This is a genomic window from Nocardia sp. NPDC059236 (assembly GCF_042754085.1).
Classification (GTDB): domain Bacteria; phylum Actinomycetota; class Actinomycetes; order Mycobacteriales; family Mycobacteriaceae; genus Nocardia.
This window is the reverse complement of sequence record NZ_JBHZAF010000006.1, coordinates 16,174-41,785: the sequence shown is the minus strand read 5'-3', so window position 1 is coordinate 41,785 and position 25,612 is coordinate 16,174. Positions and strand designations below refer to the sequence as shown.

The 25,612-nt window shown below is 69.1% G+C and carries 28 protein-coding genes; 11 read left to right on the top strand and 17 right to left on the bottom strand.

Features of this window, described 5'->3' with window-relative positions; translation table 11 throughout:
• Nucleotides 1-86: 86 nt before the first annotated feature.
• The gene (locus tag ACFXIV_RS17295) at nucleotides 87-821 is read left to right on the top strand and encodes a VIT family protein (protein WP_379400630.1); all 735 of its coding nucleotides are present in this window, start codon (nucleotides 87-89) and stop codon (nucleotides 819-821) included.
• Here ACFXIV_RS17295 and ACFXIV_RS17290 read toward each other — a convergent pair.
• The 3 genes from ACFXIV_RS17290 to ACFXIV_RS17280 form a co-directional block, all read right to left on the bottom strand.
• Entirely contained in the window at nucleotides 818-1,213 is a 396-nt protein-coding gene (locus ACFXIV_RS17290) for a hypothetical protein (RefSeq protein ID WP_379400631.1), read from the bottom strand. The two genes, ACFXIV_RS17295 and ACFXIV_RS17290, sit on opposite strands and share 4 nt — an antisense overlap.
• Nucleotides 1,214-1,246: 33 nt before the next feature.
• Nucleotides 1,247-1,810, bottom strand: a complete 564-nt coding sequence (locus tag ACFXIV_RS17285; protein WP_379400632.1) for a hypothetical protein — start codon at nucleotides 1,808-1,810, stop codon at nucleotides 1,247-1,249.
• 157 nt (nucleotides 1,811-1,967) lie between these two features.
• Entirely contained in the window at nucleotides 1,968-3,011 is a 1,044-nt protein-coding gene (locus ACFXIV_RS17280) for an NAD(P)-dependent alcohol dehydrogenase (protein WP_379400633.1), read from the bottom strand.
• Between the two features lie 132 nt (nucleotides 3,012-3,143).
• On the opposite strand from ACFXIV_RS17280, the gene ACFXIV_RS17275 reads away from it, so the two are divergent.
• The 3 genes from ACFXIV_RS17275 (at nucleotide 3,144) to ACFXIV_RS17265 (ending at nucleotide 6,078) form a co-directional block, all read left to right on the top strand.
• Nucleotides 3,144-3,941 carry a helix-turn-helix domain-containing protein gene (locus tag ACFXIV_RS17275; protein WP_379400634.1) on the top strand — a complete coding sequence of 266 codons (798 nt, stop codon included), beginning with the start codon at nucleotides 3,144-3,146 and terminating at the stop codon, nucleotides 3,939-3,941.
• 85 nt (nucleotides 3,942-4,026) lie between these two features.
• Entirely contained in the window at nucleotides 4,027-4,689 is a 663-nt protein-coding gene (locus tag ACFXIV_RS17270; protein ID WP_379400635.1) for a PadR family transcriptional regulator, read from the top strand.
• A 189-nt stretch (nucleotides 4,690-4,878) separates the two neighbouring features.
• The gene (locus ACFXIV_RS17265; RefSeq protein ID WP_379400636.1) at nucleotides 4,879-6,078 is read left to right on the top strand and encodes an FAD-dependent oxidoreductase; all 1,200 of its coding nucleotides are present in this window, start codon (nucleotides 4,879-4,881) and stop codon (nucleotides 6,076-6,078) included.
• 639 nt (nucleotides 6,079-6,717) lie between these two features.
• Here the strand turns inward: ACFXIV_RS17265 and ACFXIV_RS17260 are convergent.
• Nucleotides 6,718-7,374 carry a TetR/AcrR family transcriptional regulator gene (locus ACFXIV_RS17260; RefSeq protein ID WP_379400637.1) on the bottom strand — a complete coding sequence of 219 codons (657 nt, stop codon included), beginning with the start codon at nucleotides 7,372-7,374 and terminating at the stop codon, nucleotides 6,718-6,720.
• A gap of 121 nt (nucleotides 7,375-7,495) precedes the next feature.
• Here ACFXIV_RS17260 and ACFXIV_RS17255 point away from each other — a divergent pair, with 121 nt between their 5' ends.
• From ACFXIV_RS17255 to ACFXIV_RS17245, 3 genes are all read left to right on the top strand, one after another.
• Nucleotides 7,496-8,371, top strand: a complete 876-nt coding sequence (locus ACFXIV_RS17255; RefSeq protein ID WP_379400638.1) for an oxidoreductase — start codon at nucleotides 7,496-7,498, stop codon at nucleotides 8,369-8,371.
• A gap of 90 nt (nucleotides 8,372-8,461) precedes the next feature.
• Entirely contained in the window at nucleotides 8,462-8,938 is a 477-nt protein-coding gene (locus ACFXIV_RS17250; RefSeq protein ID WP_379400639.1) for a transcriptional regulator, read from the top strand.
• 47 nt (nucleotides 8,939-8,985) lie between these two features.
• Entirely contained in the window at nucleotides 8,986-9,351 is a 366-nt protein-coding gene (locus ACFXIV_RS17245) for a DUF3817 domain-containing protein (protein WP_379400664.1), read from the top strand.
• A gap of 192 nt (nucleotides 9,352-9,543) precedes the next feature.
• On the opposite strand, the gene ACFXIV_RS17240 is transcribed toward ACFXIV_RS17245, so the two are convergent.
• The 10 genes from ACFXIV_RS17240 to clpS all read right to left on the bottom strand — a co-directional run bounded on the left by ACFXIV_RS17240 (nucleotide 9,544) and on the right by clpS (nucleotide 16,576).
• Nucleotides 9,544-10,152: a non-canonical purine NTP pyrophosphatase gene (locus tag ACFXIV_RS17240; RefSeq protein WP_379387877.1), complete on the bottom strand. Its 609-nt coding sequence runs from the start codon at nucleotides 10,150-10,152 to the stop codon at nucleotides 9,544-9,546.
• Nucleotides 10,149-10,919, bottom strand: a complete 771-nt coding sequence (rph, locus tag ACFXIV_RS17235; RefSeq protein WP_354850219.1) for a ribonuclease PH — start codon at nucleotides 10,917-10,919, stop codon at nucleotides 10,149-10,151. The genes ACFXIV_RS17240 and rph overlap by 4 nt, the downstream gene beginning before the upstream one ends.
• 72 nt (nucleotides 10,920-10,991) lie before the next feature.
• Nucleotides 10,992-11,756 (bottom strand): cyclic nucleotide-degrading phosphodiesterase, encoded by a 765-nt coding sequence (locus tag ACFXIV_RS17230; protein WP_379400665.1) that lies wholly within the window; start codon nucleotides 11,754-11,756, stop codon nucleotides 10,992-10,994.
• Between the two features lie 68 nt (nucleotides 11,757-11,824).
• A complete protein-coding gene (locus tag ACFXIV_RS17225; protein WP_379400641.1) occupies nucleotides 11,825-12,529 on the bottom strand; it encodes a rhomboid family intramembrane serine protease in 705 nt (234 codons plus the stop codon).
• Between the two features lie 88 nt (nucleotides 12,530-12,617).
• Entirely contained in the window at nucleotides 12,618-13,580 is a 963-nt protein-coding gene (locus ACFXIV_RS17220) for a PLP-dependent cysteine synthase family protein (protein ID WP_379400642.1), read from the bottom strand.
• 2 nt (nucleotides 13,581-13,582) lie between these two features.
• On the bottom strand, nucleotides 13,583-13,861 hold the full coding sequence (locus tag ACFXIV_RS17215; protein ID WP_354850207.1) for a MoaD/ThiS family protein: 279 nt from the start codon (nucleotides 13,859-13,861) through the stop codon (nucleotides 13,583-13,585).
• A 50-nt stretch (nucleotides 13,862-13,911) separates the two neighbouring features.
• Complete coding sequence (locus ACFXIV_RS17210; protein WP_379400666.1) at nucleotides 13,912-14,415, bottom strand: Mov34/MPN/PAD-1 family protein; 504 nt, start codon at nucleotides 14,413-14,415, stop codon at nucleotides 13,912-13,914.
• 114 nt (nucleotides 14,416-14,529) lie between these two features.
• Nucleotides 14,530-15,597: a P1 family peptidase gene (locus ACFXIV_RS17205; protein WP_379400644.1), complete on the bottom strand. Its 1,068-nt coding sequence runs from the start codon at nucleotides 15,595-15,597 to the stop codon at nucleotides 14,530-14,532.
• A 30-nt stretch (nucleotides 15,598-15,627) separates the two neighbouring features.
• Nucleotides 15,628-16,197 (bottom strand): DUF2017 domain-containing protein, encoded by a 570-nt coding sequence (locus tag ACFXIV_RS17200; RefSeq protein WP_379387911.1) that lies wholly within the window; start codon nucleotides 16,195-16,197, stop codon nucleotides 15,628-15,630.
• Nucleotides 16,198-16,219: 22 nt separating this feature from the next.
• Entirely contained in the window at nucleotides 16,220-16,576 is a 357-nt protein-coding gene (gene clpS / locus ACFXIV_RS17195; RefSeq protein WP_379400645.1) for an ATP-dependent Clp protease adapter ClpS, read from the bottom strand.
• Nucleotides 16,577-16,713: 137 nt separating this feature from the next.
• Here clpS and ACFXIV_RS17190 point away from each other — a divergent pair, with 137 nt between their 5' ends.
• Entirely contained in the window at nucleotides 16,714-18,024 is a 1,311-nt protein-coding gene (locus tag ACFXIV_RS17190; RefSeq protein WP_379400667.1) for a nicotinate phosphoribosyltransferase, read from the top strand.
• Here the strand turns inward: ACFXIV_RS17190 and ACFXIV_RS17185 are convergent.
• Nucleotides 17,954-18,286: a hypothetical protein gene (locus tag ACFXIV_RS17185; RefSeq protein WP_379400646.1), complete on the bottom strand. Its 333-nt coding sequence runs from the start codon at nucleotides 18,284-18,286 to the stop codon at nucleotides 17,954-17,956. The two genes, ACFXIV_RS17190 and ACFXIV_RS17185, sit on opposite strands and share 71 nt — an antisense overlap.
• 59 nt (nucleotides 18,287-18,345) lie before the next feature.
• Here ACFXIV_RS17185 and ACFXIV_RS17180 point away from each other — a divergent pair, with 59 nt between their 5' ends.
• Nucleotides 18,346-18,915, top strand: a complete 570-nt coding sequence (locus ACFXIV_RS17180; protein WP_379400648.1) for an isochorismatase family protein — start codon at nucleotides 18,346-18,348, stop codon at nucleotides 18,913-18,915.
• A 115-nt stretch (nucleotides 18,916-19,030) separates the two neighbouring features.
• Nucleotides 19,031-21,082 (top strand): ATP-dependent DNA helicase, encoded by a 2,052-nt coding sequence (locus ACFXIV_RS17175; RefSeq protein ID WP_379400649.1) that lies wholly within the window; start codon nucleotides 19,031-19,033, stop codon nucleotides 21,080-21,082.
• 159 nt (nucleotides 21,083-21,241) lie between these two features.
• Here the strand turns inward: ACFXIV_RS17175 and ACFXIV_RS17170 are convergent, their stop codons facing one another.
• Both ACFXIV_RS17170 and ACFXIV_RS17165 read right to left on the bottom strand, forming a co-directional pair.
• Nucleotides 21,242-21,760 carry a DoxX family protein gene (locus ACFXIV_RS17170; protein WP_379400650.1) on the bottom strand — a complete coding sequence of 173 codons (519 nt, stop codon included), beginning with the start codon at nucleotides 21,758-21,760 and terminating at the stop codon, nucleotides 21,242-21,244.
• A 163-nt stretch (nucleotides 21,761-21,923) separates the two neighbouring features.
• Nucleotides 21,924-23,285 carry an NCS2 family permease gene (locus ACFXIV_RS17165; protein WP_379400651.1) on the bottom strand — a complete coding sequence of 454 codons (1,362 nt, stop codon included), beginning with the start codon at nucleotides 23,283-23,285 and terminating at the stop codon, nucleotides 21,924-21,926.
• A 270-nt stretch (nucleotides 23,286-23,555) separates the two neighbouring features.
• On the opposite strand from ACFXIV_RS17165, the gene ACFXIV_RS17160 reads away from it, so the two are divergent.
• Nucleotides 23,556-25,610: an AMP-binding protein gene (locus ACFXIV_RS17160; protein ID WP_379400652.1), complete on the top strand. Its 2,055-nt coding sequence runs from the start codon at nucleotides 23,556-23,558 to the stop codon at nucleotides 25,608-25,610.
• Nucleotides 25,611-25,612 lie beyond the last annotated feature (2 nt).

Genomic DNA, 25,612 nt, shown 5'->3' with positions numbered 1-25,612 from the left:
ACCGTCCGCACACCCCGTAAATGGGAGTCATGCCTCCCCCGAACGCATTACCGCATGAGTGCGTCCCGGTGAATTAGGCTGCCCACGTGGACGACACCGGAGCCGCCGACGCAGCGCTACCGCACCCGCACGAGCCGCACGACGAGGGCCTCGCCGCCCGCCTCAACTGGTTGCGGGCCGGCGTGCTGGGCGCCAATGACGGCATCGTCTCCACCGCCGGCCTGGTGGTCGGTGTCGCCGCCGCGTCCACCGACTCCAGTGCCATCCTCACCGCCGGCGTCGCGGGTCTGGCCGCCGGCGCCATCTCCATGGCGGTCGGCGAATACGTCTCGGTCAGCACCCAGCGCGACTCCGAGCGCGCCCTGCTGTCGAAGGAGAAGCGGGAGCTGGCCGAGGAGCCGGAATACGAACTGGCCGAGCTGACCCAGATCTACCGGGCCAAGGGACTGTCCGCCGCGACCGCCCGCCAGGTGGCCCAGGAACTCACCGCACACGACGCCTTCGCCGCCCACGCCGAGGCCGAATTGGGTTTGGACCCACACGAACTCACCAATCCGTGGCAGGCCGCGCTGTCGTCGGCCGTCTCCTTCACCATCGGCGCCATCCTGCCGATCCTGGCCATCCTGCTGCCCCCGACCCAGTGGCGCATCCCCGTCTGTTTCGCCGCCGTGCTGGTGGCGCTGGCCCTGACCGGGTCGGTGAGCGCCCGGCTCGGTGGCAGCAATCCACGCCGCGCCGTGCTCCGGGTGGTCATCGGCGGTGCGCTGGCCATGGCCGTCACCTACGGAATCGGCCAGCTGGCAGGGATTTCCGGACTCTAGCCGGAGGGCCGGCCCGAATCCCCCGGCGGCGCGAGCGGATTCGCCGGCCCGCCGTCCGGGCCCACCGGCGCCGGGATATTCACCGGATGCGGTGCGACGGGCGCCGGAATCACCACTGGCGGAGCCGGATCCGAGGCCGGTCCCGGAACGGACGGAACCTGTTCGACGGGAGCGACATTGGGCGGATGCGGAGCGGGCGCGACATGGTCGTGACGCGGCCGGGGGACATTCACGATCGAGGTGTCGGCAATCGGGCGATCACCGGACGAGGTGAGCCAGATGCCCGCCCCGACAGCCATCGCCATGAGGACGGCGGCCAGGATCACGCGGCCCAGCCGCCGGGGGTCGATATCGCCGTGGTCGCGCCCGATCTCGTCTGCCGTGCCGAGCATGGCTGTCCTCCTTCGGATTCCGGGCGGCGACAACTAGGGAGCGGGCGGGGGCGGGGGCGGGGGCGGCACCAGGAACGGGAGGATCGGGGCCAGAATGTCCGGCAGTGCGGGGGCCGGTGGTGGAGGCGGCGCCACCGGGGCGGGTGCGGGCGGCTCGGGAGCCACCTGGACCGGCGCGGGCGGAGGGACGTATTGCTCGGTGTGCGGGGCGGGGGCAGGGGCAGGGGCAGGGGCGGGCGCCGGGGCGGGCGTGGGATTCTGCGCTGCGGCCGGGGCGGGCGGTGGCGGTGGTGGTGACGGAGCGGCGGAGGTGGCGGGCGGGGGCGCCTGGGGCTGTGCCTTGACGGACACCGGGGCGGTGGACGTGGAAGCCGGTGGGGTGTCCGGTGTTTCGGCGCCACCGGGTCTCTCGAGCGCGGCCCACATGGTGCCGCCGATGAGGGCGACGATCACGCTGAACGAGAGGACCAGGAGGCCGCCGAGCACGTTGGCGGGCATCGTCCCCACCGCGGTCAGACCGGGGGTCCCGTCATTCGCTGCGACGGCGGGCTCCTCCCCCGCCGCACCGGGTCTCTCGCGTACCGCGCCCACCGCCATCGGGGAACTCCTTCGGCTCGAAGCACACGCTCGTAGATCCGAAATGCTTCTCCTTCAAGGCACGGTACACAGATTTGCTGATTATCTGAACCTGCTCCAAGGTAAGGAAATAGTTCCAGGTAGATATCTATCCAAACCGATTGCCAGTAAGTTGCGCTCAATCCAGGGTGAGCACCACCTTGCCGAACGGGTCACCGGTCTCGAAGTATTCGAACGCCTCGACCGCCCGCTCGAACGGATACACCCGATCGATCACCGGCCGCATGCCATGCTCGGCCATGGTGCGGTTCATGAACTCCAGATCCGCCCGGCTGCCCACCGCGATGCGGCGCAGGCCGGCATACTTGCCGCCCAGCGGATCGGCGGGTTGCTGCCCCGGCTCGGCCGGGAAGGCTCCGATCAGCACGACCTCGCCGTTGTAGGCCGTGGCCGCAAGGGATTTCGCCAGCGTCCGCTTGCCCACCGCCTCCACCACGCGCTCTACGCCCAGGCCGTCGGTGAGCTCCAGCACCACCCGCTCCCAGTCCGGGGTCACGGTTCGGTCCACCACCTCGTCCGCGCCCAGCTTGCGCAGGCGCTCGCCCTTCTCCGGCGACGAGGTGAGGGAGATGACCTGCGCGCCCAGCATTTTCGCGTGCTGCACCGCGAAGAGGCCGACCGGACCCGAGCCCACAGTGAGCACGGTGTCGCCCGGGCCGACCGGCACCGGCTTGGTCACCGCGGCCCAGGCCACCAGACCCGCGCAGGTGAGGGCGGCGGCTTCCGCGTCGGTGAGATACGGCGGCACCTGCACCACCGAATCCTCTTCCAGCAGCACGTAGGTCGCGAGCCAGCCGTCGTGGGTCGCGCCGTACTGCTCACCGCTCAGCGCCCGGGTCTGCGGGCCGTCGTTCCAGCCGACGAAGTAGGTGCCCATCACCCGGTCGCCCAGCGCCGCGCGGGTCACGCCCGCACCCAGGCCGATCACCTCACCGACGCCGTCCACCAGCGGCACCACGCCCGGCCGGGCCGGCACCGGGTAGGTGCCCTCCATCAGCATGATGTCGCGCCGGTTCAGGGAGGCGGCGCGCACCCGCACCAGCACCTGGTGCGGTCCGGGGATCGGCGGCGCCTGCACCGCCGTGCTCAATCCGGCCATGCCGCGCAGCGGATCCAGGTGGTAGGCAACACCATTCGGGTTCTGATCATGTCCATCGCTCATGGCTCCGAGTCTGTGCCGCGCCGGCCGCCACCGCGATTCCCTGCAGGGAATGATCAAGGCGCGGCTCTCCGTCCGTGTGACGATTCCCTGGAGGGAATCGCGACGCGACGCAGCCTCGAACACAGTGGAGGTATGACGACCATGGCCCCGGCCACGACCACACCGTTCGCACAGCAGCTCCGCGGCTGGCGGACACGGCGGCGGTTGAGTCAGCTCGATCTGGCCATCGCCGCCGAGACCAGCCAGCGGTATCTGAGCTTCCTGGAGCAGGGGCGCTCACAGCCGGGACGGATCATGGTGGTCCGCCTGGCCGAGGTGCTGGGACTGTCCCTGCGGGAGCGCAACGCAATGCTGCTGGCGGCGGGCTATGCGCCGATCTTTCCCGAATCCTCGCTGGACGCACCGGAACTCGACGCGGTCCGGCATGCGCTCGACACCATCCTGCAGGGGCATCTGCCGTATCCGGCCGTGGTGACCCGGCCGTTCGGTGTGCTGGTGGCGGCCAATCCCGGATTCGAGCTGCTGACCGAGGGCTGTGCGCCGGAACTGCTGGAGCCCCCGATCAATGTGCTGCGGCTGGCCCTGCATCCGGACGGGCTGGGCCGGCGGGTGGAGAACCTGCCGGAGTGGGGGCGGCACGTCACCGACAGCCTCCGCAATCGCGCGGGCCGCAGCCCCGATCCCGCGCTGGACGCGCTCATCGCCGAACTCGACGGCTATCTGCCGCCGGTGGAGCCGGGCCCGGGACATCTGGGTTTCGCGGTGCCGCTGCGGCTGCGGTCCGAGGCGGGCGAGCTGCGGCTCATCACCACTGTCACCTCGTTCGCGACGGCCACCGACATCACCCTGTCCGAGCTGCACCTCGAGGCGTTCCTGCCCGCCGACCAGGCCACCTCCGACCATCTGCGCGCCCGCTTCGCCCACGCGTAGACGCCGATCGGAGCTCGATTCCGGCCGAATGCTTGTCGCCGAATACTCGTAGACGTATATTCGTAGACGAGTAAGGGGGTGCCGGATGGCCCGCAGGCGCAAGGTCGCCAATCTGATGGGGCTGGCGGTGCTGTCCGCCGTCGTCGTCAAACCCATGCATCGATACGAGATCGCCGCGCAGTTGCGGGCATGGGGCAAGGACAACGACATGAGCGTCAAGTGGGGCTCGCTCTACACGGTCGTGGACAACCTCGCCAAGCACGGCTTCCTCGAGATCGCGGGCAGCGAACGCGACGGCGCCCGGCCGGAACGGACCATCTACCGGATCACCGACGCCGGGCGCGCCGAACTCACCGACTGGACCAGGGAACTCATCGCCGACCCCGAGCCGGAGAAGCGCCGCTTCGTGGCCGGGCTGTCCGTCGCCTCGGTGCTGCCGCCCGACGAGGTCGTCGACCTGCTCACCCAGCGAATCACCAAGCTGGACCGGACCATTGCCGAAAGCCGCACCCAACTGGCCGCCCTGGACGGCACGGTGCCGCGGCTGTTCCTGATCGAAGAGGACTACGAGCTGGCCATGCTGGCAGCGGAGTCCGAATGGGCACGCGCACTGCGCGATTCGCTCGCCGACGGCAGCTTCCCGGACGTGGAGGGCTGGCGGGCCTGGCATCGCGACGGCGTCATGCCCGCCGACATCGCAGAGCCGGCGGAAGGGGGAGCCGACACACCGCAGTCCCAGCACGACTGATCCACATGGACCGGGCCCCGGCGAGGGTGCTGCAACACCACCGCCGAAGCCCGGGAACACACCGTCTCGAACCGCGTCCGTGCAGGCGAACCCGGCACCGAGTTTGGCAACTACAGGATAACTGGGTTCTCCACGCGCGGGACGGTTCGGGGTTTTCGACACCCTGCGAACACTTCTCGGGAGAGAAACATGTCCATTCGTTCCGCACTCGTCATCGGTGGCGGCATCTCCGGCCCCGTCACCGCCACCGCGCTCCACAGGTCCGGTATCGACGTCACCGTCTTCGAGGCCTATCCGGGTCCCGCCTACGGCATCGGCTCCAACCTGGCGCTCGCGCCCAACGGCGTGGCCGCGCTCGACATCGTCGGGGCCGGCGACGCGGTGCGCGCCCACGCGGTGCCCATCAGCCGATCCTCGATGTCGGTCAACGGCAAGCGATTCGAGCTGCCCGGCATGACCGATATCGAGCCGCTGCGGGTGATCGACCGCGCCGACCTGCACCAGGTACTGCACGACAGTGCGGTCGCCGCCGGGGTGCGCTTCGAGTACGACAAGCGGCTCATCGAGGTGGAGGAGCACGCGGGCGGGGTGACCGCCATCTTCGCCGACGGCAGTAGCGCGACCGCGGATGTCCTCATCGGCGCGGACGGAATCCGCTCCACCGTGCGCACCCTGGTCGATCCGAAGGCCCCCGGGCCGACGTACCTGCGCATGCTCAGCTTCGGCGCGTACACCGACTGCCCGATCGACCTGGAGCCGGGCATGATGACCTTCGCCTTCGGCCGGCGCGCCTACTACCTGTACTGGGCCATGCCCGACGGGCGGGTCTCGTGGGGCGCGAATCTGCCCAGCGAGCAGTACTACTCGCTGACCGAGGCCCGGGCCGTCCCCGCCGAGCAGTGGCTGCGCACGCTGCGCGAAACCTACGCCGGGGAGGATCCGGGCGAGCAGCTGGCCCGCAGCACCACCCCGGCGCAGCTGGCCGTGATCGGCGCGCTGCACATCATGCCGCCGGTGCCGCACTGGTACCGGGGCCGGCTGGTACTCACCGGCGACGCCATCCACGCGCCCAGCAACACCTCCGGGCAGGGGGCCTCGCTGGCCATCGAGAGCGGGATCGAGCTGGCCCGGTGCCTGCGCGATATCGACGATCCGGCACGGGCTTTCGCCACCTACGAGGCGCTGCGGCGGCCGCGGGTGGAGGGGGTCGCGGCCCGCGTCGCCCGGATGAACCAGACCAAGGCCGCCGGGCCCGTCGCCCGCAAGGCCATGCAGCTGATGATGCCGCTGCTGTTCAAGCGGATGGATCCGGAGAAGATGCTTGGCGGTGAGCAGCGCTTCCGGATCGACTGGGACGCGACCGTGCGGCCCGCCACCGTGTCCGCCTGACCGTCGAGCGGCCCGACCGTCGAAAGCCGATGCCCCGCTGCGGATTCCGCGGCGGGGCAGCGGACGCCACGGTCAGCGCACCGGCAGGACGTCCGGGCGGTCGGCCTCGTCGAGCAGCTTGGTGGCGATATTGTCGATGGCCTGATCCAGCAGGACCCGATCGGCGGCATCGGACGAAGTCGATGGAGTCCGCGTAGGCGTGAATGATGGGTGCGGACTGCTGTTTCGGCAGATCCCGCAGCACCGCCGGATTCTGCGCCGCCTGCGGCGGGACCCGCGCCTCGATCAGCGCCGCCTCCAGATTCGGGCGCAGCTTGTTCGTGTACAGGGTGCCGAACACGGTGGCGCCGAACGCGCTGCCGATGGTGCGGAAGAAGGTGACGCCGGAGGTGGCGGTCCCCAGATCCGAATACGAACGCTGTTCTGCACGGCGATGGTCAGCACCTGCCGAGAGCTACGGTTCCGAAGATGACGTTTCTGCGGGCCCGGCTCAGCGGACGAGGCGGGGCAGGCTTCTCGGCGGTGGCGCCGGCACCGGTCATCGGCCCAGTATGTGGCGCTCACCAGCCACTCTGCGGCAACGACACGGCACCTCGGCCATTCCAGCAGAGCGACCGATCAGTTCGTGTGCGGCACCGGTCAGTTCGCGCGCACCGCGTACCCGCCGAGCGCGGGTTCGAGGGTGTCGAAGGCCGCGGCCACCTGCTCGCCCAGCACCGCGGCGATGGCGTCGTTCGACTCCCCCGCGACCGTCCGCCGCAGCACCTCCTCGAACAGGGTGCGATGCACGCCGCCCAGCAGCGCGGCCGCGAGCCGGGCAGTGAAATCATCTGCGGCGCAACCTGTTTCCCGCGCCAGCACCTCGGCCAGCCGCCGCTCCCGGTCCTCGTGGAACTCCCGCAGCCGCGCCACCAGCGCGGGGCTGCCGGTGATCAGGGCGGCGAAGTCCGGCCCGGAGAATCCGGCGAGCACGGCATCCTTGTCCGCGACCGCGGCCAGATACACCCGCCGCAGCGCGGCCAGCGCCGACTCACCGGCCCGCCGCTCGCGCACCGTGACCGCCGGACCCGCGACGAAGGCGTCGTGAATATCCAGCACCAGGTCTTCCTTGCGCGGGAAGTAGTTGGTCACGGTCATCTTGGCCACCTCGGCCGCCTCGGCGATCTCGGCGATGGTGACATTGCCGTAGCCGCGGTCCAGGAACAGCCGGGTGGCGGTGTTCGAGATGTTCTGTCTGGTCTGCAGCTTCTTGCGTTCGCGCAGGCCCAGCGGCGCGGCGGTGGGCGTGGATGCCATGAAACCATTATCATCACCATTTTATGACTGTCACAAGTTTGCCCCGGCCCGCAAGGGCTACCGCCGGAACTTACTCTGAAGTAAGGTCGAACAAACGACTCGAATTGTGAGGTCAGCAGCCATGGCATGGAAGCCCAGCGAAATCCAGGACCAGACCGGACGCACCTTCGTGATCACCGGCGCCAACGGCGGGCTCGGCGAGCAGACCACCAAGGTGCTCGCGGGCAAGGGCGCCACCGTCATCATGGCCTGCCGCAATGCCGCCAAGGCCCAGGAGGTGGCCGACCGCATCGAGGGCGACGTCCGGGTGGCGAGCCTCGACCTGGCCAGCCTCGACTCGGTGCGGCAGTTCGCCGACGGCACAGGCGAATTCGACGTGCTCATCAATAACGCGGGCCTGATGAACATCCCGTTCTCCCGCACCAAGGACGGCTTCGAAACCCAGTGGGGCGTCAACCATCTCGGCCACTTCGCCCTGACCGGGCTGCTGCTGGACCGGATCCGCGACCGGGTGGTCACCCTGGCCTCCATCGCCCACAAGCAGACGCCCAAGCTGTGGATCGACGACCTCAACTACGAGCACCGCCGCTACCAGCGCAATCTCGCCTACGCGCAGGCCAAGCTGTCGAACCTGATGTTCGCCCGCGAACTGCAGCGGCGGCTGACCGAGGCCGGCTCGGCCAAGCGCTCCTACGCGGTGCACCCGGGCGTCTCGGCGACCGACCTGTTCGCCCACACCGAAACCGTCCTCGACAAGATCTCGAAGCCGTTCATCCGGATCGTGGGCCAGTCCCCGTACCACGCGGCCTACTCCTCGCTGTTCGCCGCGACCGAGACCGACGCCGACCCGACCGTCTACTGGGGTCCCACCCGCTTGTTCGGCAGCCAGGGCCCGGTCGAGCCCTCGCCGTCCAGCAAGATCTCGCAGGATCCGGAACTGCTGCGCCGGCTCTGGACCGAGTCCGAGCGTCTGACCGGGGTCACCTACAAGCTCTGAGCCTCGTGCCCGGGGCCCGTCGCATCATCCGGTGCGGCGGGCTCTGCTGTTACCCACCTCCTACTACGCACTGCGTAGTCCCCAGGTACCGTGGAGTGCGTGTCCGCTCCCCATCGCCGCCCGGCCCTGATCGTGTTCGTGGTTGTGGCGTTCGCGGCATGCCTGGGGCTGGGCTACTGGCAGTGGACCCGTTTCGAGTCCGGCGGCGGCACCTATCAGAATCTCGGCTACGCGCTGCAATGGCCGTTGTTCGCCGGATTCGTGGTGTGGGCCTACGTCCGATTCGTGCGCCTGGAGCAGGAAGCCGAGCAGGACGACGCTCCGGTGTCCGAACCGGCCGCCGCGTCCACGCCGACCGGCGCCCCCGCCGACCGGCCGCGCCGGCCGAAACCCACGGCGCCGCGCGAAATCCCGGCGGGCCTGCTGCCGGAGCGCCCGAAAGCCGCCCGGGACGAGGATCCCGAGCTCGCCGAATACAACAGGTACCTGGCCGATCTGCACGCCCGCGACATGGACGACAAGGTCCGTGACGCCGGTCTGCACCACACCGAGAGGAGCGCCGGTTGAGCACCCGCGACAACTCCGCACCATCCCCCGTCGCCGGTGACACCACGCTGGCACCCCGCCCACTCGGCGCCGCCGCGCCCGCGAAGATCCGCGGCGCGCTGACCCGCTACCGCGCCCTGGCCTACATCACCGGTGTCTGGCTGCTGGTGCTGTGCGGTGAGATGGTCTACAAGTACCTCATCCTCGACGACAGCAGCACCGCCCCGCACTGGCTGTTCTACATCGGCCAGGTGCACGGCATCTTCTACATGATCTACCTGGTCTTCACCATCGACCTCGGCATCAAGGCCCGCTGGAAGCCCGCCACCACGGCCCTGACCTGCATCGCGGGCACGATTCCGTTCCTGTCCTTCGTCTTCGAGCACTACCGCACCCGCGAGGTCAAGGCTCTCACCGCCTCTCCGGGACTCTAGCGGGAGGCTCGGGAGCCGTTGACTGTCGCGCACCCGTGCCGGCGGTCGGGTGCCGAAACTATCTTGGGCGTACCCGGGGAGTTACCCCGAACGGCACGAGATCACTTGCCGCCCTCTCGATCGAACTACACGCGAACGGCCGAAAGGGGTTCGGGGACCAGGTCCCCGAACCCTTTTCGCGTCTATGGGAATTCAGTTGCCGGCGAGGGCCGCCAGCGCCGGGAGGAGCTGACGCAGGGCGCGGCCGCGGTGCGAGGCGGCATCCTTCTCGGCCGGGGTTAGCTGGGCGGAGGAGACGTCGCCGCCGTCCGGGAAGAACAGCGGGTCGTAGCCGAAACCGCCGTCGCCCACCGGCTTCCGGCCGATCACACCCGGCCATTCGCCGCGCACGACCTCCTCGACGCCGTCGGCGACCAGGGCGCAGGCGGAGACGAAGCGGGCGCCGCGGCGCTCGTCGGGGACGTCGCCGAGCTGGGCCAGCAGCAGGGTGTTGTTGGCCCCGTCATTGCCGTGGGTACCGGACCAGCGCGCCGACAGCACGCCGGGCATGCCGTTGAGCGCATCCACCTCGAGACCGGAATCGTCTGCGACGCAAGGCAATCCGGTGGCGGCGAAACCGTCGCGGGCCTTGGCGACGGCATTGCCCTCGAAGGTGGCGGCGGTCTCGGGGGCCTCGTCGTAGGGCGGCACGTCGTTCAGCCCGACGATCTCGATGCCCGCGATACCGGCCTCATCCAGGATGCGGCGCAGCTCGTTCAGCTTCTTGGCATTGCGGCTGGCGACCAGGACGCGGCGGGTCATCGCTTCTTGGACTCCCCGGGCTCCGGCAATACGCCGGGGTACGGCAGCGCGAGGGCGGCCTTCTGCACCACGAACAGCTGCTCACAGCCCGCCAGCGCGGAGTCGAGCAGCTTGTCGAGGGTGGAGCGCGGGAAGGTGGCGCCCTCGCCGGTGCCCTGGATCTCCACCAGGGTGCCGGTGTCGGTGGCGACCACGTTCATGTCGACCTCGGCGCGCGAATCCTCCTCGTACGGCAGGTCGAGGCGCACCCGGCCGTCGACCACGCCGACGCTCACCGCGGCGATGGCGCAGGAGATCGGTTGCGGGTCGGTCAGTTTCCCGGCCGCGCCCAGGTAGGTGATGGCGTCCGAGAGCGCGACATACGCGCCGGTGATGGCGGCGGTGCGGGTGCCGCCGTCGGCCTGCAGCACATCACAGTCCACCGCGATGGTGTTCTCGCCGATGGTCGACAAGTCGATGCAGGCGCGCAGCGAACGGCCGATCAGCCGCGAGATCTCCTGGGTGCGCCCACCGACCTTGCCCTTCACCGACTCTCGTCCCGAGCGGGTGTGCGTCGCGGCGGGCAGCATGGCGTATTCGGCCGTCAGCCAGCCCAATCCGGACTCGCGCCGCCACGGCGGCACCCCGTCGGTGACGCTCGCGGTGCACATCACCCGCGTCTGCCCGAACTCCACCAGCACGGACCCCGCCGGGTGCGTGGTGAAACCGCGGGTGATCCGTACGTCGCGGAGTTCGTCATCCGCCCTGCCATCGGCTCGTTTCGACACGGCCCTCAGCGTAGTGGCCCACGATCCGCTGTCGCCCGCGCCCCGCTGAATAGCGTCGGCGCGTGCCGAAGATCAGATGTCGAAGACCTCGCCCGGGGAGACCGCGTGCACGGGACCGCTGAAAACCGCCTTGGCTTCGGCGATGACGTCCTCGCGGGAGGTCCACGGGGGAATGTGGGTGAGGAGAAGTTCGCCGACACCGGCCTGGGCGGCGATCAGGCCCGCCTCGTGGCCGGAGAGATGGATGCCCGGCGGGCGGTTGGCCGGGTCGTGGGTCCAGGAGGCCTCGGCGAGCAGAACGTCTGCGCCGCTGGCCAACTCGAAGACCTCGTCACACAGGGCGGTGTCGCCGGTGTAGACGAAGGTACGGCCGGCGGCGGTGGAGATGCGCAGGCCGTAGGACTCCGGCGGGTGGTACATGCGGCGGGCCTCGACGGTGTGGCCGTGGCCGAAGGGCGCCGGAACATCCGCCTGCCAGACCCGCATGTCGATCACGTCGGACCAGTCGTCGGTCTCGCCGCCGATCTCCGCCGAGGCGTTGCCGATTCGCAGCGCGGTGTCGGTGGGGCCGTAGACGACGGCCTTGCCCGTGGGCGGATTGGGGTGGTAGCGGCGCCACACCAGCAGGCCCGGCAAATCCAGGCAGTGGTCGGCGTGCAGGTGGGTCAGGAAGATGTCGACCTCACCCGGATCCAGGTGGCGCTGCAGCGCGCCGAGTACCCCGGGACCGAAATCGATGACGGTCGGTGTCATATCCGGGCCGGTCAGCAGGTAACCCGACGCCGGGGAATCCGGGCCGGACACGCTGCCCGAGCACCCGAGGACGGTGAGGCGCATTCCCCCATGCTGCCACGCTGCATTCTCACTCAAGGAGGGATCCCCCAAATCGCCGACCGCGTCCAGCGTCACCCCTGCGACGCGAGACGGCCGGCGTCAGCCCCACGACGATGACGACGTTCATTCCCAGAGAGTACCCATCCGGCAACCACTCCACCTATCGCCCCGAAAAGATGTCCTTGCCAAGAGATTTCCGGGTTGCCGGGCAGAACGCCCCACAGGATCGAACCGTAGAGCACCGCCACCGCCACTCCGACCGCGATCTGCAACACATTTCGCGCGAACCAGCCCCAGCAGATCAGATATGTGAGCCAGCCGAACACCAGCACCGAGGCACCGACCGACACACTGTGCGGCGGCGCCGTGAACCACTGGCCCACCCCGGCGATCACCCAGATGATGGCCGTCGCCGTCAGCCCCCGCCCGATCCCGGTCAGCAGGGTGAGCAGCCCGAGCACGATCACCGGCAGCGTGTTCCCGAACAGATGCCCCCAATTGGCATGCAGCACAGGCGCGAACAGAATGCCGGCCAGCCCGTCCTCGCTGCGCGGCTTCACCCCCGCCTGATCCAGCTCGTTGTCCGTGAGGCTGTTGACCCCCTCCACGAGATACAGCAACGCCGTGAATCCCAGGGTCAGCGCAATGGCGCGCTGCCACAGCAACTTCAGAGCACCATTCCCGTCCGACCCACCCGCCGGCTTCGCCAGCTGCCCCCGCAACCGCGCGATCCGATCCGGATCGAACGACGCGCCCATCCCGCTCCCGCCGCTCATAGCAAGACCTCCTAGCCGCCCTGCCCCGAGCCTACCGCCGCACCGAGTCGGACCGCCTCGGGGAAATCCCCGAGGCGCCGCGGCCGAGTCAGGCCCAGAGCTGGCCGTCGAGCTTCTCCTCGGCCTCTTCGAGGGTGCCGTCGTAGGCGCCGGTGGAGAGGTATTTCCAGCCGCCGTCGGCGACGATGAAGGCGATGTCGGCGCGCTTGCCCGCCTGCTGTGCCTTCTTGGCGACGCCGAGGGCGGCGTGCAGGATGGCGCCGGTGGAGATGCCCGCGAAAATGCCCTCTTCGAGGATCAATTCGCGGGTTCGGCGGACGGCGTCATAGGGGCCGACCGAGAAGCGGGAGGTCAGGACGGACTCGTCGTAGAGCTCGGGGACGAAGCCCTCGTCGAGATTGCGCAGGCCGTAGACCAGTTCGCCGTAGCGCGGCTCGGCGGCGACGATGTCGATGCCGGGGACCTTTTCACGCAGGAAGCGGCCGGTGCCCATGAGCGTGCCGGTGGTGCCCAGACCCGCCACGAAGTGTGTGATCTCGGGCAGGTCGGCGAGGATCTCGGGGCCGGTGGTCTCGTAGTGCGCCAGCGAGTTGGCCGGATTGCCGTACTGGTAGAGCATCACCCAGTCCGGATTCTCCGCGGCGATCTGCTTGGCCAGCGCCACAGCCTGATTGGAGCCGCCCTCGGCCGGGGAGTCGATGATCGCGGCGCCGAACATGGTGAGCAGCTGCCGCCGCTCCACCGAGGTGTTCTCCGGCATCACGCACACCAGGCGATAGCCCTTGAGCTTGGCTGCCATCGCCAGCGAGATACCGGTATTGCCGCTGGTGGGTTCGAGAATCGTGCAGCCGGGCGTGAGCCGCCCGTCGGCCTCGGCCTGCTCGATCATGCGCAGCGCCGGGCGGTCCTTGATGGATCCGGTCGGATTACGGTCCTCGAGCTTGGCCCACAACCGCACGTGGTCGTCACCGTCCCACTGCGGGGACAGGTTCTTCAACCCCACCAGCGGGGTGTTGCCCAGTGTCGCGATCAGCGACTCGTAGCGCGCCACGATTAGCGCGCGCCGCCGGCGACCGCCGGGAGGATGGTGACGGTGCCGTTCTCGGGCACCTCGGCCTCGAGCCCGCCGCTGAAGCGCACATCCTCGTCGTCGACGTAGATGTTGACGTAGCGGTTGAGCTTGCCGTCCTTGAGCAGCTTCGCCTCCAGGCCCGGGTAGTTGGCCTCCAGGTCGGCGATGAGGGCGGCCAGGGTCGCGCCCTGGGCCTGAACCCGCTTCTCGCCCTTGGTGATCGGGCGCATGATGGTCGGGATGGACACGGTGACCGGCATGAGGGGGACTCCTTGTGTTGTTCCGGCGGGCGGGGTGCGGTGAAAGTCGTTCAGGCGTCGGCGGATTCAGTGCTCGACGCGGCGCTGTCGGGTCGCTCCGTGGTTACGCAAGCTGCCTCCTCCGCGCCCGTCGACAGCGCCGGGTAAGCGGCGACGATCTCGACGGGTTCCTCGGTGACCTCGCCCTCGAGGATCCGATAGCTGCGCAGGTCGTGCCGCTCCGGATCGCGGGTGGAGATCAGCACGTAGTGGGCATTGGGCTCGGACGCGAAGGCGATGTCGGTGCGGCTCGGGTACGCCTCGGTGGCGGTGTGCGAGTGGTAGATGACCACCGGCTCCTCGTCGGCGGCATCCATCTCCCGCCACAGCCGCAGCTGCTCACCCGAGTCGAACTCGTAGAAGGTGGGCGAGCGCGCGGCATTGATCATGGGGATGAACCGCTCGGGCCGATCGGAGCCCTCGGGACCGGCGATGACACCGCACGCCTCGTCGGGGTGGTCGGCGCGCGCGTGCGCGACCATCGCCTCCACGAGGTCGGCCCTGATCACCAGCACAGTCGCATCCTTCCGCTCGACGCCCCGGCCGAACGGCCGAAACGCTGTCGTCAACAGGTGAGACTAGGCGGCTATTCCCGATGAACCCGGTCACACCCCGGTGCCCCGCACCCGTCACGGCTGCGCCCCGAACAGGTCACGGTAGGCGGGAATGCCTGCCACCGAGGTCGCCGACAGGATCGCGTCCACGATCGCGCGCTCCACACAGACCGCCGCGGCCGTGCACAGCTGGTCCAGGATCAGCAGGTCAGCGGGGAAGGCCGGGGGCATCGGAAGCGCCGGCGGCTGCTCGGCGGCGCCGGTGGACAGCGCGAACAGGGTGTCGCCGTCCAGCGGCGAATGCGCGGGCCGGACGGCCCGGGCCAGCCCGTCGTGCGCGGTCGCGGCCAGCCGCTTGCAGGCCGCGGGATCCAGCGCCGCGTCGGTCGCGACCACGCCGATGGTGGTGTTGAGCACGGTTCCCTTCACCGCGAGGGCATTCGCGGCCGCCAGCTGTTCGGCGGTGGCCGGGCGCAATCCGAAATGCTCGGGGCCGTCGGTGCCCGTGCCCCACGGCAATCCGGTGCGCGGGTCGAAGACCGAGCCGACCGGATTGGCCACGATCACCGCGCCGACGGTGATGCCCGCCGCCGGGCCGTCGGTGAAACGCACACTGGCCGTGCCGATCCCGCCCTTGAGCGACCCCGCCCGCGCGCCCACGCCCGCACCGACCGACCCGCGCTCGAACACCGGGTCCGCGGCCTCCGCCGCCAGGAAACCGAAATCGGCGTCGGGCCGAATGTTCCACGCCCCCACCGGAAGATCGAAGATGACCGCCGCGGGCACGATCGGCACCACGCGGGACCGGTCGGCGGGATCCATCGGGATCCCCTCCCGATGCTCCTCCAGCCAGCGCATGACGCCGTCGGCCGCGGCCAGCCCGTAGGCGCTGCCGCCGGTGAGCAGGATCGCATTCACCTGCCGCACAGTGTTTCCCGGGTCCAGCAGGTCGGTCTCGCGGGTGCCCGGACCGCCGCCTCGCACGTCCACCGCGGCCACGGCCCCGTCCGGCACCCGCACCACCGTGCAGCCGGTGGCCGCGCCCGACCCGAGGGTGGCGTTCGCGTCCAGCACGTGGTACTGGCCGACCAGGACGCCGTCGACGTCGGTGATCGAATTACGTGGTCCCGCAACACTGTTCACGGCAGTTCCTCCTCGGCCACGTCCGCTGCCCTAGGGCGCGAGCGCCTGGATCAGTGAGTCCTGCATCCAGGTGAGCCAGTGGTAGACCTCGAGGCTCGGCCCGCGCGGATCGTCGTCCGGGAAATGGTCGGGCGTGTCGGTGGTGATGTCCAGGGCCGTGCCGAGGGCCAGCCGCACGTCGTTGAGCGCGGTGAGCCAGGCGTGCGCCTGTTCCTGGCTGATGATGATCTTGCCGCCCTGCGGCGGCAGCGTTTCCAGGATGACCAGCCCGGCGGCCACCTTCGATTCGATGATCTCCGGCTCGTGCAGGCTGCGCAGGGCGCTGTTGAGGCCGGCGCGCTCGGCGTCGGGGGAACCGGGTTCGGGGCGATGGAAGTCCGGCAGCAGCCGGGCCAGCCGCGGATCATCGGGCGGTTCGGTGTTGCCCGTCTGTAGCCCGGTCAGCTCCGCGAGGTCGTCCTCGGGTGCCGAACGGGCCCGATCGGTGAGCAGTCCGGTGACGGCCCCGACCAGCGAACGCAATACCTCCGCCTCGTGGGCGTCCATTTCCGAACGCAGTTTCAGCCCGCCCAGGGAGGTCTTTCTGCTCCACTTCCGCACGGGGTTACCGTAGTCGTCCTGTTCACTCGTCACGTTGCATGGTGGCCCACAGCCCGGCCGCGTGCAGCCGTTGGACGTCGTGCTCCATCTTGTCGCGCGAGCCGGCTGACACCACGGCCTTGCCCTCGTTGTGGACCTTCAGCATCAGCTCGGTTGCCTTGCCTTTGCTGTAGCCGAAGAGCTTCTGGAAGATGTAGGTCACATAGTGCATGAGGTTGACCGGATCGTCCCATACGACGGTGACCCACGGCCGGTCCTCGGCCTCCAGAATCTCGGAGTATTCAATGGCCTCCGGTGTCGCCTGTGCCGCCGACATAGTCACGTTGACGCCCGCCGGACCGGCGGCGACCCGGACAACGTCCTGATTACACAGACCCATAACAACCAGGGTACGACCTGAGAACTCAGAAACAACAGCCCACGCGACACGCCGTCCCGACGTGGACGCGAGATCGATGCCCGGGCGTGGCGCATGGTCGGTGGGACGGCCGTCGATGTGCTTAGAGTGTTCTCGTGATGATCGCGGACGGACTGACCAGTACGGCCTTGCTGACCGACCAGTACGAGCTCACCATGCTGTCGGCAGCGCTGGCCGACGGTTCGGCCCAGCGGCAGTGCACCTTCGAAGTATTCGCTCGTAGGTTGCCGAACGGCCGGCGCTACGGCGTGGTCGCGGGGACCGGGCGGTTGCTGACGGCCCTGAGCGAATTCCGTTTCGGCGAACCCGAACTCGCGGTCGCCGAGCGCTTCCTGGACAACCGCACCCTGGAGTGGCTGCGCGACTACCGCTTCCGCGGCGACATCGACGGCTACCGCGAGGGCGAGCTCTACTTCCCCGGCTCCCCGATCGTCACCGTGCGCGGCACCTTCGCCGAATGCGTGCTGCTGGAAACCCTCATCCTGTCCATTTACAACCACGACAGCGCCATCGCCGCCGCGGCCGCCCGCATGGTGAGCGCCGCCGGCGGCCGCCGCATGATCGAAATGGGTTCGCGCCGAACACACGAACTCGCCGCCCCCGCCAGCGCCCGCGCCGCCTACCTGGCCGGTTTCGACGCCACCTCCAATCTGGAGGCGGCCCGCAGCTTCGGTGTCCCCAGCGGCGGCACCAGCGCACACGCCTTCACCCTGCTGCACAGCGGCGCGGACGGCGCGCACGAGGCGGCCGCCTTCCGCAGCCAGGTCGAGGCGCTGGGCGTGGGCACCACGCTGCTCGTCGACACCTTCGACATCACCCGCGGGGTGGCCGCCGCCATCGAGGTGGCCGGACCCGAATTGGGCGGTGTACGCATCGATTCCGGTGATCTGGGTGTGCTGGCCCGGCAGGTGCGCGAGCAGCTCGACGCGCTGGGCGCGGTGCGCACCCGCATCGTGGTGTCCGGTGACCTGGACGAATACGCCATCGCCGCGCTGCGCGCCGAGCCGGTGGACGTCTACGGCGTCGGCACCTCACTGGTCACCGGCTCCGGCGCGCCGACCGCGGGCATGGTCTACAAGCTGGTCGAGGTGGAGGGCATCCCGGTGGCGAAGCGCAGCTCCCACAAGGAGTCTCGCGGCGGCACCAAGCGCGCGGTCCGGCTGGCGCGGCGCACCGGCACCATCGTCGAGGAAATCGTCTACCCCGCCGCCGCGGCCCGACCCGACCCGGACGGCTTCGACATCCGCGACGTCCAGGTCCCGCTGGTCCGGGATGGCGAGGTGCTGACCGGCCAGCCCACCCTGGCGCAGAGCCGGGAACTGGTGGCCAAGAGCCTGATCAGCCTTCCCTGGGAGGGCCTGAAACTGTCGGCGGGCGAACCCGCGATTCCGACGACGTTTCTGAGCTGACCCGCCACCACAGCCCCGCCGCCATCACCGCGGCAGGCGCGGCGAACAGGGCCGTGCGCACCAGCGCGCCCAGCAGGTCGTCGGCCTCGAACGCGATCTCGTGCCATGCCAGATTCGCCACCACACTGGCGATCTCGAACGCCACGAAGAACCGCAGGGCCATCAGTGCTGCACTTTTCATCATTTCCCCCGTTACATCTTTCGCCTCGGCCACGATGGAGCGACCGATGCTGCCGTGGACCGGCCGGGCGCCGGGCTGCACAATGCAATACGAGCGGCGCGCCGTCGTGGTTCAGCCGCCGATTCCCGGGAGGTCCGCTCATGAGCCGAGCCCTGATCGTCGTCGACGTCCAGAACGATTTCTGTGAAGGCGGATCGCTGGCCGTCGCGGGCGGCGCGGCCGTGGCCGAGCGCATCACCGAATACCTGGGCGTCTCCGACTACACCGCGATCGTGGCGACCCGCGACTTCCACATCGACCCGGGCACGCACTTCTCCGAGCAGCCCGATTACGTCGACACCTGGCCCCCGCACTGCCGCGTCGGCACCCCCGGCGCCGACTTCCATCCCAGCCTGAACACCGGGCCCATCCAGGAGATCTTCTCCAAAGGCGCGTACACCGCGGCCTATTCGGGCTTCGAGGGCACCGCCACCGACGGCTCGACCACCCTCGCCGACTGGCTGCGCGCCCACGCCATCGACGCCGTCGACGTCTGCGGCATCGCCACCGACCACTGCGTCCGCGCCACCGCCCTGGACGCCCGCGCCGCAGGCTTCGACACCCGGGTCCTCCTCGGCCTCACCGCCGCCGTCTCCCCCGCGACCCTGGCCACCGCCCTGGACGAACTCCGTGCCTCCGGCGTCGAACTGGCCGGAACACTCGAGAACTGACCCACTACCCGGGTGGGTGAGAAGTCCTACCTCTGATCGGCGGAAATCGGTCCTGCTGGGCGGCCCGTAGAGGTTTGCGCGAGGGTTGTCGGGGCGGCGCAGTAATCTGGCCGCCGTGCCTGAACTGCCTCCCGTCCCGAAGCTGTTGGCCACCGCTGTGCAGGCGTTGGGGGGTAAGGAGCGCAAGGGGCAGCAGACGATGTCGGCGGCTGTCGCGCACGCTATCGACACCGGCGAGCACCTGGCGGTGCAGGCGGGGACGGGTACCGGGAAGTCGCTGGCGTATCTGGTGCCGAGTCTGCGGCACGCGGTGCGGACCGGGCGGACCGTGGTGGTGTCGACCGCGACCATCGCGTTGCAGCGGCAGCTGGTGGACCGGGATCTGCCGCGGCTGGCCGATGCGCTCGCGACGCCGCTGGGGCGGGTGCCGCAGTTCGCGATTCTCAAGGGGCGCAACAACTATCTGTGCCTGAACAAGATCAACAGCGCGATTCCGGAGGAGCCGGAGGCCGAACTCTTCGACGCCTTCGCCATTTCCAAGCTGGGCCGCGAGGTGCAGCGGCTGAACGAGTGGGTCTCCGACACCGAGACCGGCGACCGCGACGAGCTCGCCCCCGGCGTCAGCGATCGGGCCTGGCGGCAGGTGAGCGTGAGTTCCCGGGAATGCCTGGGCAAGTCGCGCTGCCCGTTCGGGCAGGACTGCTTCGCCGAGAAGGCGCGCGCCGAATCCGGGCAGGCCGATGTGGTGGTCACCAACCACGCACTGCTGGCCATCGACGCCATCAGCGGCATCCAGGTACTGCCCGAACACGATGTGGTGGTCGTCGACGAGGCGCACGAGCTGGTGGACCGGGTGACCGGCGTGGCCACCGCCGAACTGTCCACCTCGGCCATCAGCGCCGCGGCCAAGCGGTGCTCGAAACTCATCGACGAGCAGGAGGTGGACCGGCTCGAGGGTGCGGCCGAGGCCTGGCACGAGCTGCTCGACGACCTGCAGCCCGGACGCTGGGACCGGATGCCGGACGGCGCGGCCCCCGTGCTCGCGCTCATCCGCGACGCGGCCTGGAACGTGCGCACCGCCCTGGCACCGCAGGGCGGAAGTTCCGCCACCGGCGACCCGGAATCCGCGGCGGCCCGCAATCAGGCGCTGGCGGCCGTCGAGGAGGTGCACGACGCGGCGGTGCGGGTGCTGACCACCTTCGAGGAGTCCGATCCCGCCGCGCACCGCGATGTCATCTGGCTGGCGTCGGAGGATGTGCGCGGCATCGCGCGCCGCACGCTGCACATGGCCCCGCTGTCGGTGGGCGGGCTGCTGCGCAGCCGCCTGTTCGGTACGGCCACCGTGGTTCTCACCTCGGCGACGCTGCAGATCGGCGGCTCGTTCGACAATCTGGCGGTGACCTGGGGGCTGCCGCCGCAGTCCTCGGCGACCGTGGACCCGGCGCTGGCCACCGGCACCGAGGCCCCGTCGGACGAGAAGACGCTGCGCTGGAATTCGGTCGACGTGGGCTCGCCCTTCGACCACGCCAAGTCCGGAATCCTTTATGTGGCAAAGCATTTGCCCGCGCCGGGACGGGACGGGCTGCCGCAGTCGTATCTGGACGAGATCGAACGCCTCATCCGCGCGGCGGGCGGGCGCACCCTGGGGCTGTTCTCGTCCATGCGAGCGGCCAAGGCGGCCACCGAAATTCTGCGGGAGCGTCTCGACACCCCCATCCTGTGCCAGGGTGACGACGCCACCGGTGCCCTGGTCCGGAAATTCGCCGAGGACCCGGAAATCTCCCTCTTCGGGACACTTTCACTGTGGCAGGGCGTGGACGTTCCCGGCCCGTCGCTGAGTCTGGTGATCCTGGACCGGATTCCGTTCCCGCGCCCGGACGACCCGCTGCTGGTGGCGCGTCAGCGCGCGGTGGAATCGCGCGGTGGCAATGGATTCCTGTCGGTCGCGGCCAATCATGCGGCACTGCTGCTGGCGCAGGGAACGGGCCGTTTGCTGCGCAGTGTGGACGATCGCGGCGTTATCGCAATTCTGGATTCGAGACTGGCGACGGCGCGCTATGGCGGTTATCTCCGAGCATCATTACCACCATATTGGGAAACATCCGATCCCCAGGTTGTGACAAAAGCTCTCGAAAGACTGACAAATAGTGTCGCGCAAATGAAATGAGCTTGTGAGAACAGTCACAGGGGTGGTTCCTACTTCCGATCAGAAGTAAATTAGCTTTCGGTACTCCGGTGAACCCCCCAATTCCCACATCGGATGTGTCCGTCGTCCCCGCGCCAAGCCCTGCACGCGGCGCGGGGACACCGAAACTTTCTTCCCGGCCTACTTCACCGCGAGGGTGATGAGCGCGGCCACCACGCCCAGCGCGATCGCCCCGGCACCCCAGACCAGACCCTGGCGCTGCCACGGGCGGCCGGAGTCCAGCGACAGCCGGCCCGGCCCCGCGAAGGCGAAGGCGGCGGCCGCCACGGCGTACACCGCCGGCAGCTCCCACATCGCGAATCCGCCACTCCAGGTGACGTGCACGGCATTGATCATGGTGCCCAGCGCGATGGCGCCGGCCAGCGGCGTCAGCAGGCCCAGCATCAGCAGCAGCCCGCCGGTGAGCTCGCTCAGGCCGGCCAGGGTGGCGAAGAACTTGCCCGGGTCGTAGCCCATGCCCTTGAAACCCTGCGCGGTCGCGTCCAGGCCGTAGCCGTTGAACCAGCCGAACAGCTTCTGGGTGCCGTGCACGGCCAGTCCGCCGCCGAAGCCCAGCCGGGCGACCAGCAGGCCGATGTCGGTGCCGCCGAGGCCGTTCGAGGCGGTGGCTCGGGCGGTGGCGTTCACGGTTGCGGTCATGTCGGGGTCCTCGTTCTCTCGGGTTTGTACGGCTCGGCAGCGATCCTATCCGGACCGTGGTCCGTTTTGCAGCCTACAGCAGGTCCCCAACGAGACCGGGCGCGAGGCTGTTCCGCCTCGCGCCCGGGAACGGGATGTCAGGGCCGACCCCTGAGAGTCGGCTCTACTTGGCCAGGTACCAGAAGTAGTAGAGGAACACGGCCATCAGCACCCACATGACCGGATGCACCTCGCGCGCACGCTTCTTGGCCACCATGACGATCGGGTAGAACAGCAGGCCCATCGCGATGCCGTTCGCGATCGAGTAGGTCAGCGGCATCATGATCACCGTGATGAACGCCGGGACCGCGTATTCCAGCCTGTTCCACTCGATTTCGCCCAGCGCCCGGGACATGAGCACGCCGACCACGATGAGCGCGGGCGCGGTCACGGCCGACACGTCGGCGAAGGTGGCGAAGATCGGGAAGAAGAACAGGGCGATCAGGAACCAGCCGGCCGTGGTGACCGCCGTGAGGCCGGTGCGGCCACCCGCCGAAACACCCGCGGTGGATTCGACATACGCCGTGGTCGAGGAGGTGCCGATGATCGCGCCCGCGGCGGTGCCGACCGAGTCGGCGGCCAGCGCCTGGCCCGCGCGGTCCAGCTTGCCGTCCTTGGTGAGCAGCCCGGCCTGGTTGGCGACACCGATCAAGGTGCCGGAGGCGTCGAAGAAGTCGACGAAGAGCATGGTCAGCACGACGACCACCATTTTCCCGGTGAAGGCGTCGGGCAGATGGACGATGGCCTGGCCGAAGGTCTGATCCAGCCCGTGCGGCATGGCGGCGACCGAATTCGGCAGCTGCACCAGGCCGGTGACGATGCCGAGCACTGTGGTGCAGAGGATGCCGTAGAGCACCGCGCCGTGCCAGCCGAGCGTCAGGAAGACGACGGTCACGACCAGGCCGAAGAGCGCCAGCAGGGTGGTGCCGTGGTGGAAGTTGCCCAGGTGCACGAGCGTGGCCGGGTCGGAGGTGACGATGCCCGCGCTCTTGAGACCCAGGAACGCCACGAACAGGCCGATGCCCGCGCCGACCGCGAGCTTCATCTGCATGGGGATGGCTTCGATGATCTTCTCGCGCACCTTGGTGACGGCGAGGACGAAGAACACGACACCGGAGATGAGGGTGCCCGAAAGTGCTTGCTGCCACGGGATTCCCATGTGCAGGACGACCGTGTAGGCGAAGAAGGCGTTGAGGCCCATGCCCGGCGCGAGCGCGACCGGATACTTGGCCCACAGGCCCATGACCAGGGTGCCGAAGATGGCGGCGACAGCGGTCGCGGTGAAGACAGCCTGGAACGGCATGCCCTTGTCGCCGAGGTCGCCGTGGTCGCCCAGGATCCGCGGGTTGACGGCGAGCACATACGACATAGCGAGGAACGTGATGGTTCCCGCCATGACCTCGCGCTTGAAGGTGGATCCGTGTTCGCTGATGCCGAAGTACGCGTCGACGCGCCCCTTGGTACGCGTGAGGACGTCGGTGGTCATGTGGGGTGTCTCCAGTCGGCGGGAGGGTAGAAGGCTGCCGTGCGCACCGTACTGGTCCGGATGGCACGATCTGTCACTGACCCCGCGAATTGTGGGCAATCCCACCTGCCTGAGTGTTGTTTTTCCGGTGCCGTCAGCGCAATTCATCGGCTATTTAAATAACTACCGGCCGGTAATCTAAGAGCCTTGACCCGTATTGCCTGGAACGTTACAAATACGTATTCCGCCGGAGGTGTTCAGGGGAACCGGCCAGGCAGAAGTAGTACGCCAGTGGTAACCGATGTCATCGACGCGGTCGCGGACTTCGCGATCGACCGCCAAGCGATCTGGGATGTCCTGGTCGACCCGCAGACCTACCCCCGGCTATTTCCTGGAATCGGCGCATGCGAACAACTCGACACCGTCGATACGCATCCCACGCTGAATATGCGCGTCGGCGGCAATGGCATCGAAATCCGGGTGCTGCGAGTGCAACTGCACCTCACCCGCACCGGCGAGAGCTTCGAGCTGCACTGCCCCGAACAGGGCAGCTTCGCGACCGTGCGCCTGCATGGCGACACCCAGCACACCCAGATCTACGTCACCTACTTCAAGGCCGGGCTGGTGCATCCGCTGCCCGCGCAGCTGCCGAACTCGGCGGTGGTGGCCTGGACGCTGGCCGGGCTCCGGCGGGTCGGCGACCTGGTCCAGGGCACGCCGTCCTCGCTCATCGTCAATGGCGAGGATTCGCGGATGCGGCTGCAGGCCGGGGTGGTCAAGCGGATGGTTGCCTCCGGTGTGGTGCGCACCTACCGGCCGGACGTGGGTCTGCGGCAGATCGGCGGACTGGCCAAGTGGGGCTTCAGCCTGGCCGGTGGCTACGCCGCGGGGGCCGCCCACTCGCCCCAACGGCCGGCCGTCATCGACGACCGGTATTCCAGCACCTTCGACCAATTGCACGCGCGCAGTAGCGCTCTGGCGGGAGCCTTCGCCGCGCTGGGGTTCGGGCCCGGCACCGCGATCGGGCTGCTGTGCCGCAATCACACCGGCATGGTCGAGTGCATGGTGGCGGCAGGCAAATCGGGGGCGGACGCGGTGCTGCTCAATACCGGGCTGCCCGCCCGGCAGGTCGAAGAGATCGTGGAGCGGCATCGGCTGTCGGCGCTGTTCGCGGACAGCGAGTTCGAGCATCTGGTGCGGTATCTGCCCACCGAGCTGCCGCGCTTCACCAGCGACGACGCCGCACCGGATCCCGGGCGCACCACCATCGAGGAACTCATCGCCATGCGCCAGGAGCCGCCGCGCAAGCCGCCGCGGCCGGGCCGCCTGGTGGTGCTCACCTCGGGGACCAGCGGAACCCCGAAGGGCGCGCGGCGGCCGCATCCCAAGGGTTTCGGGACGGTGGCGGCGCTGCTGTCGCGAATTCCGTTCGGCACCAACGAGACCATGTTCATTCCGGCCCCGCTGTTCCACACCTGGGGGCTGGGGGCCCTGCAGATCTCCACGGCCGTCCGGGCGACAGTGCTGCTGGGTGACCGCTTCGACGCCGAGGACTGCCTGCGCCGCATCGCCGAGCACAAGGTGACGGCGTTGATCGTGGTGCCGATCATGGTGAACCGGATCCTGGACCTGCCCACGGATGTTCGCGCCCGCTACGACCTGTCCAGCCTGCGCATCGTGGCCAGTTGCGGGGCGCCGCTGGCCGGTGCGACGGTGCTGGCGTTCCTCGACGCCTTCGGCGAGATCCTCTACAACGTGTACGGCTCCACCGAGGTGTCGTGGGCCTCCATCGCCGATCCGGCGGATCTGCGCGTGTCCCCCACCACCGCGGGGCGGCCGCCGCTGGGCACGAAACTCGCGGTGCTGGGCCCGGATCGGCGTCCGGTGCCGGTGGGGGCGACCGGGCGCATCTTCGTCGGCAATCACATGCTGTTCGACGGCTACACCGACGCCACCCCGCCCGACGAGGCCGACGGCATGCTCGACACCGGCGATATCGGCTATCTGGACGCCTCCGGCAAGCTGTTCGTGGCCGGCCGCGACGACGAGATGATCATCTCCGGCGGCGAGAACGTCTTCCCGCGCGCCGTCGAGGAGGCCCTCTCCCATCTGCCGCAGGTGAGCGAGGTCGCCGTGGTGGGCGTCCCGGATCACGAATTCGGCCAGCGCCTGGCCGCTTTCGTGGTCAAACGCCCCGGCTCCGGCCTCGACTCCGACATGGTCCGCAACTACATCCGCCACCGCGTCAGCCGCTTCTCCGTCCCCCGCGACGTCACGTTCCTGGATGCGTTGCCCCGCAACCCCACCGGGAAGATTCTCAAACGGACGCTGATCGCGCCCACCTGATC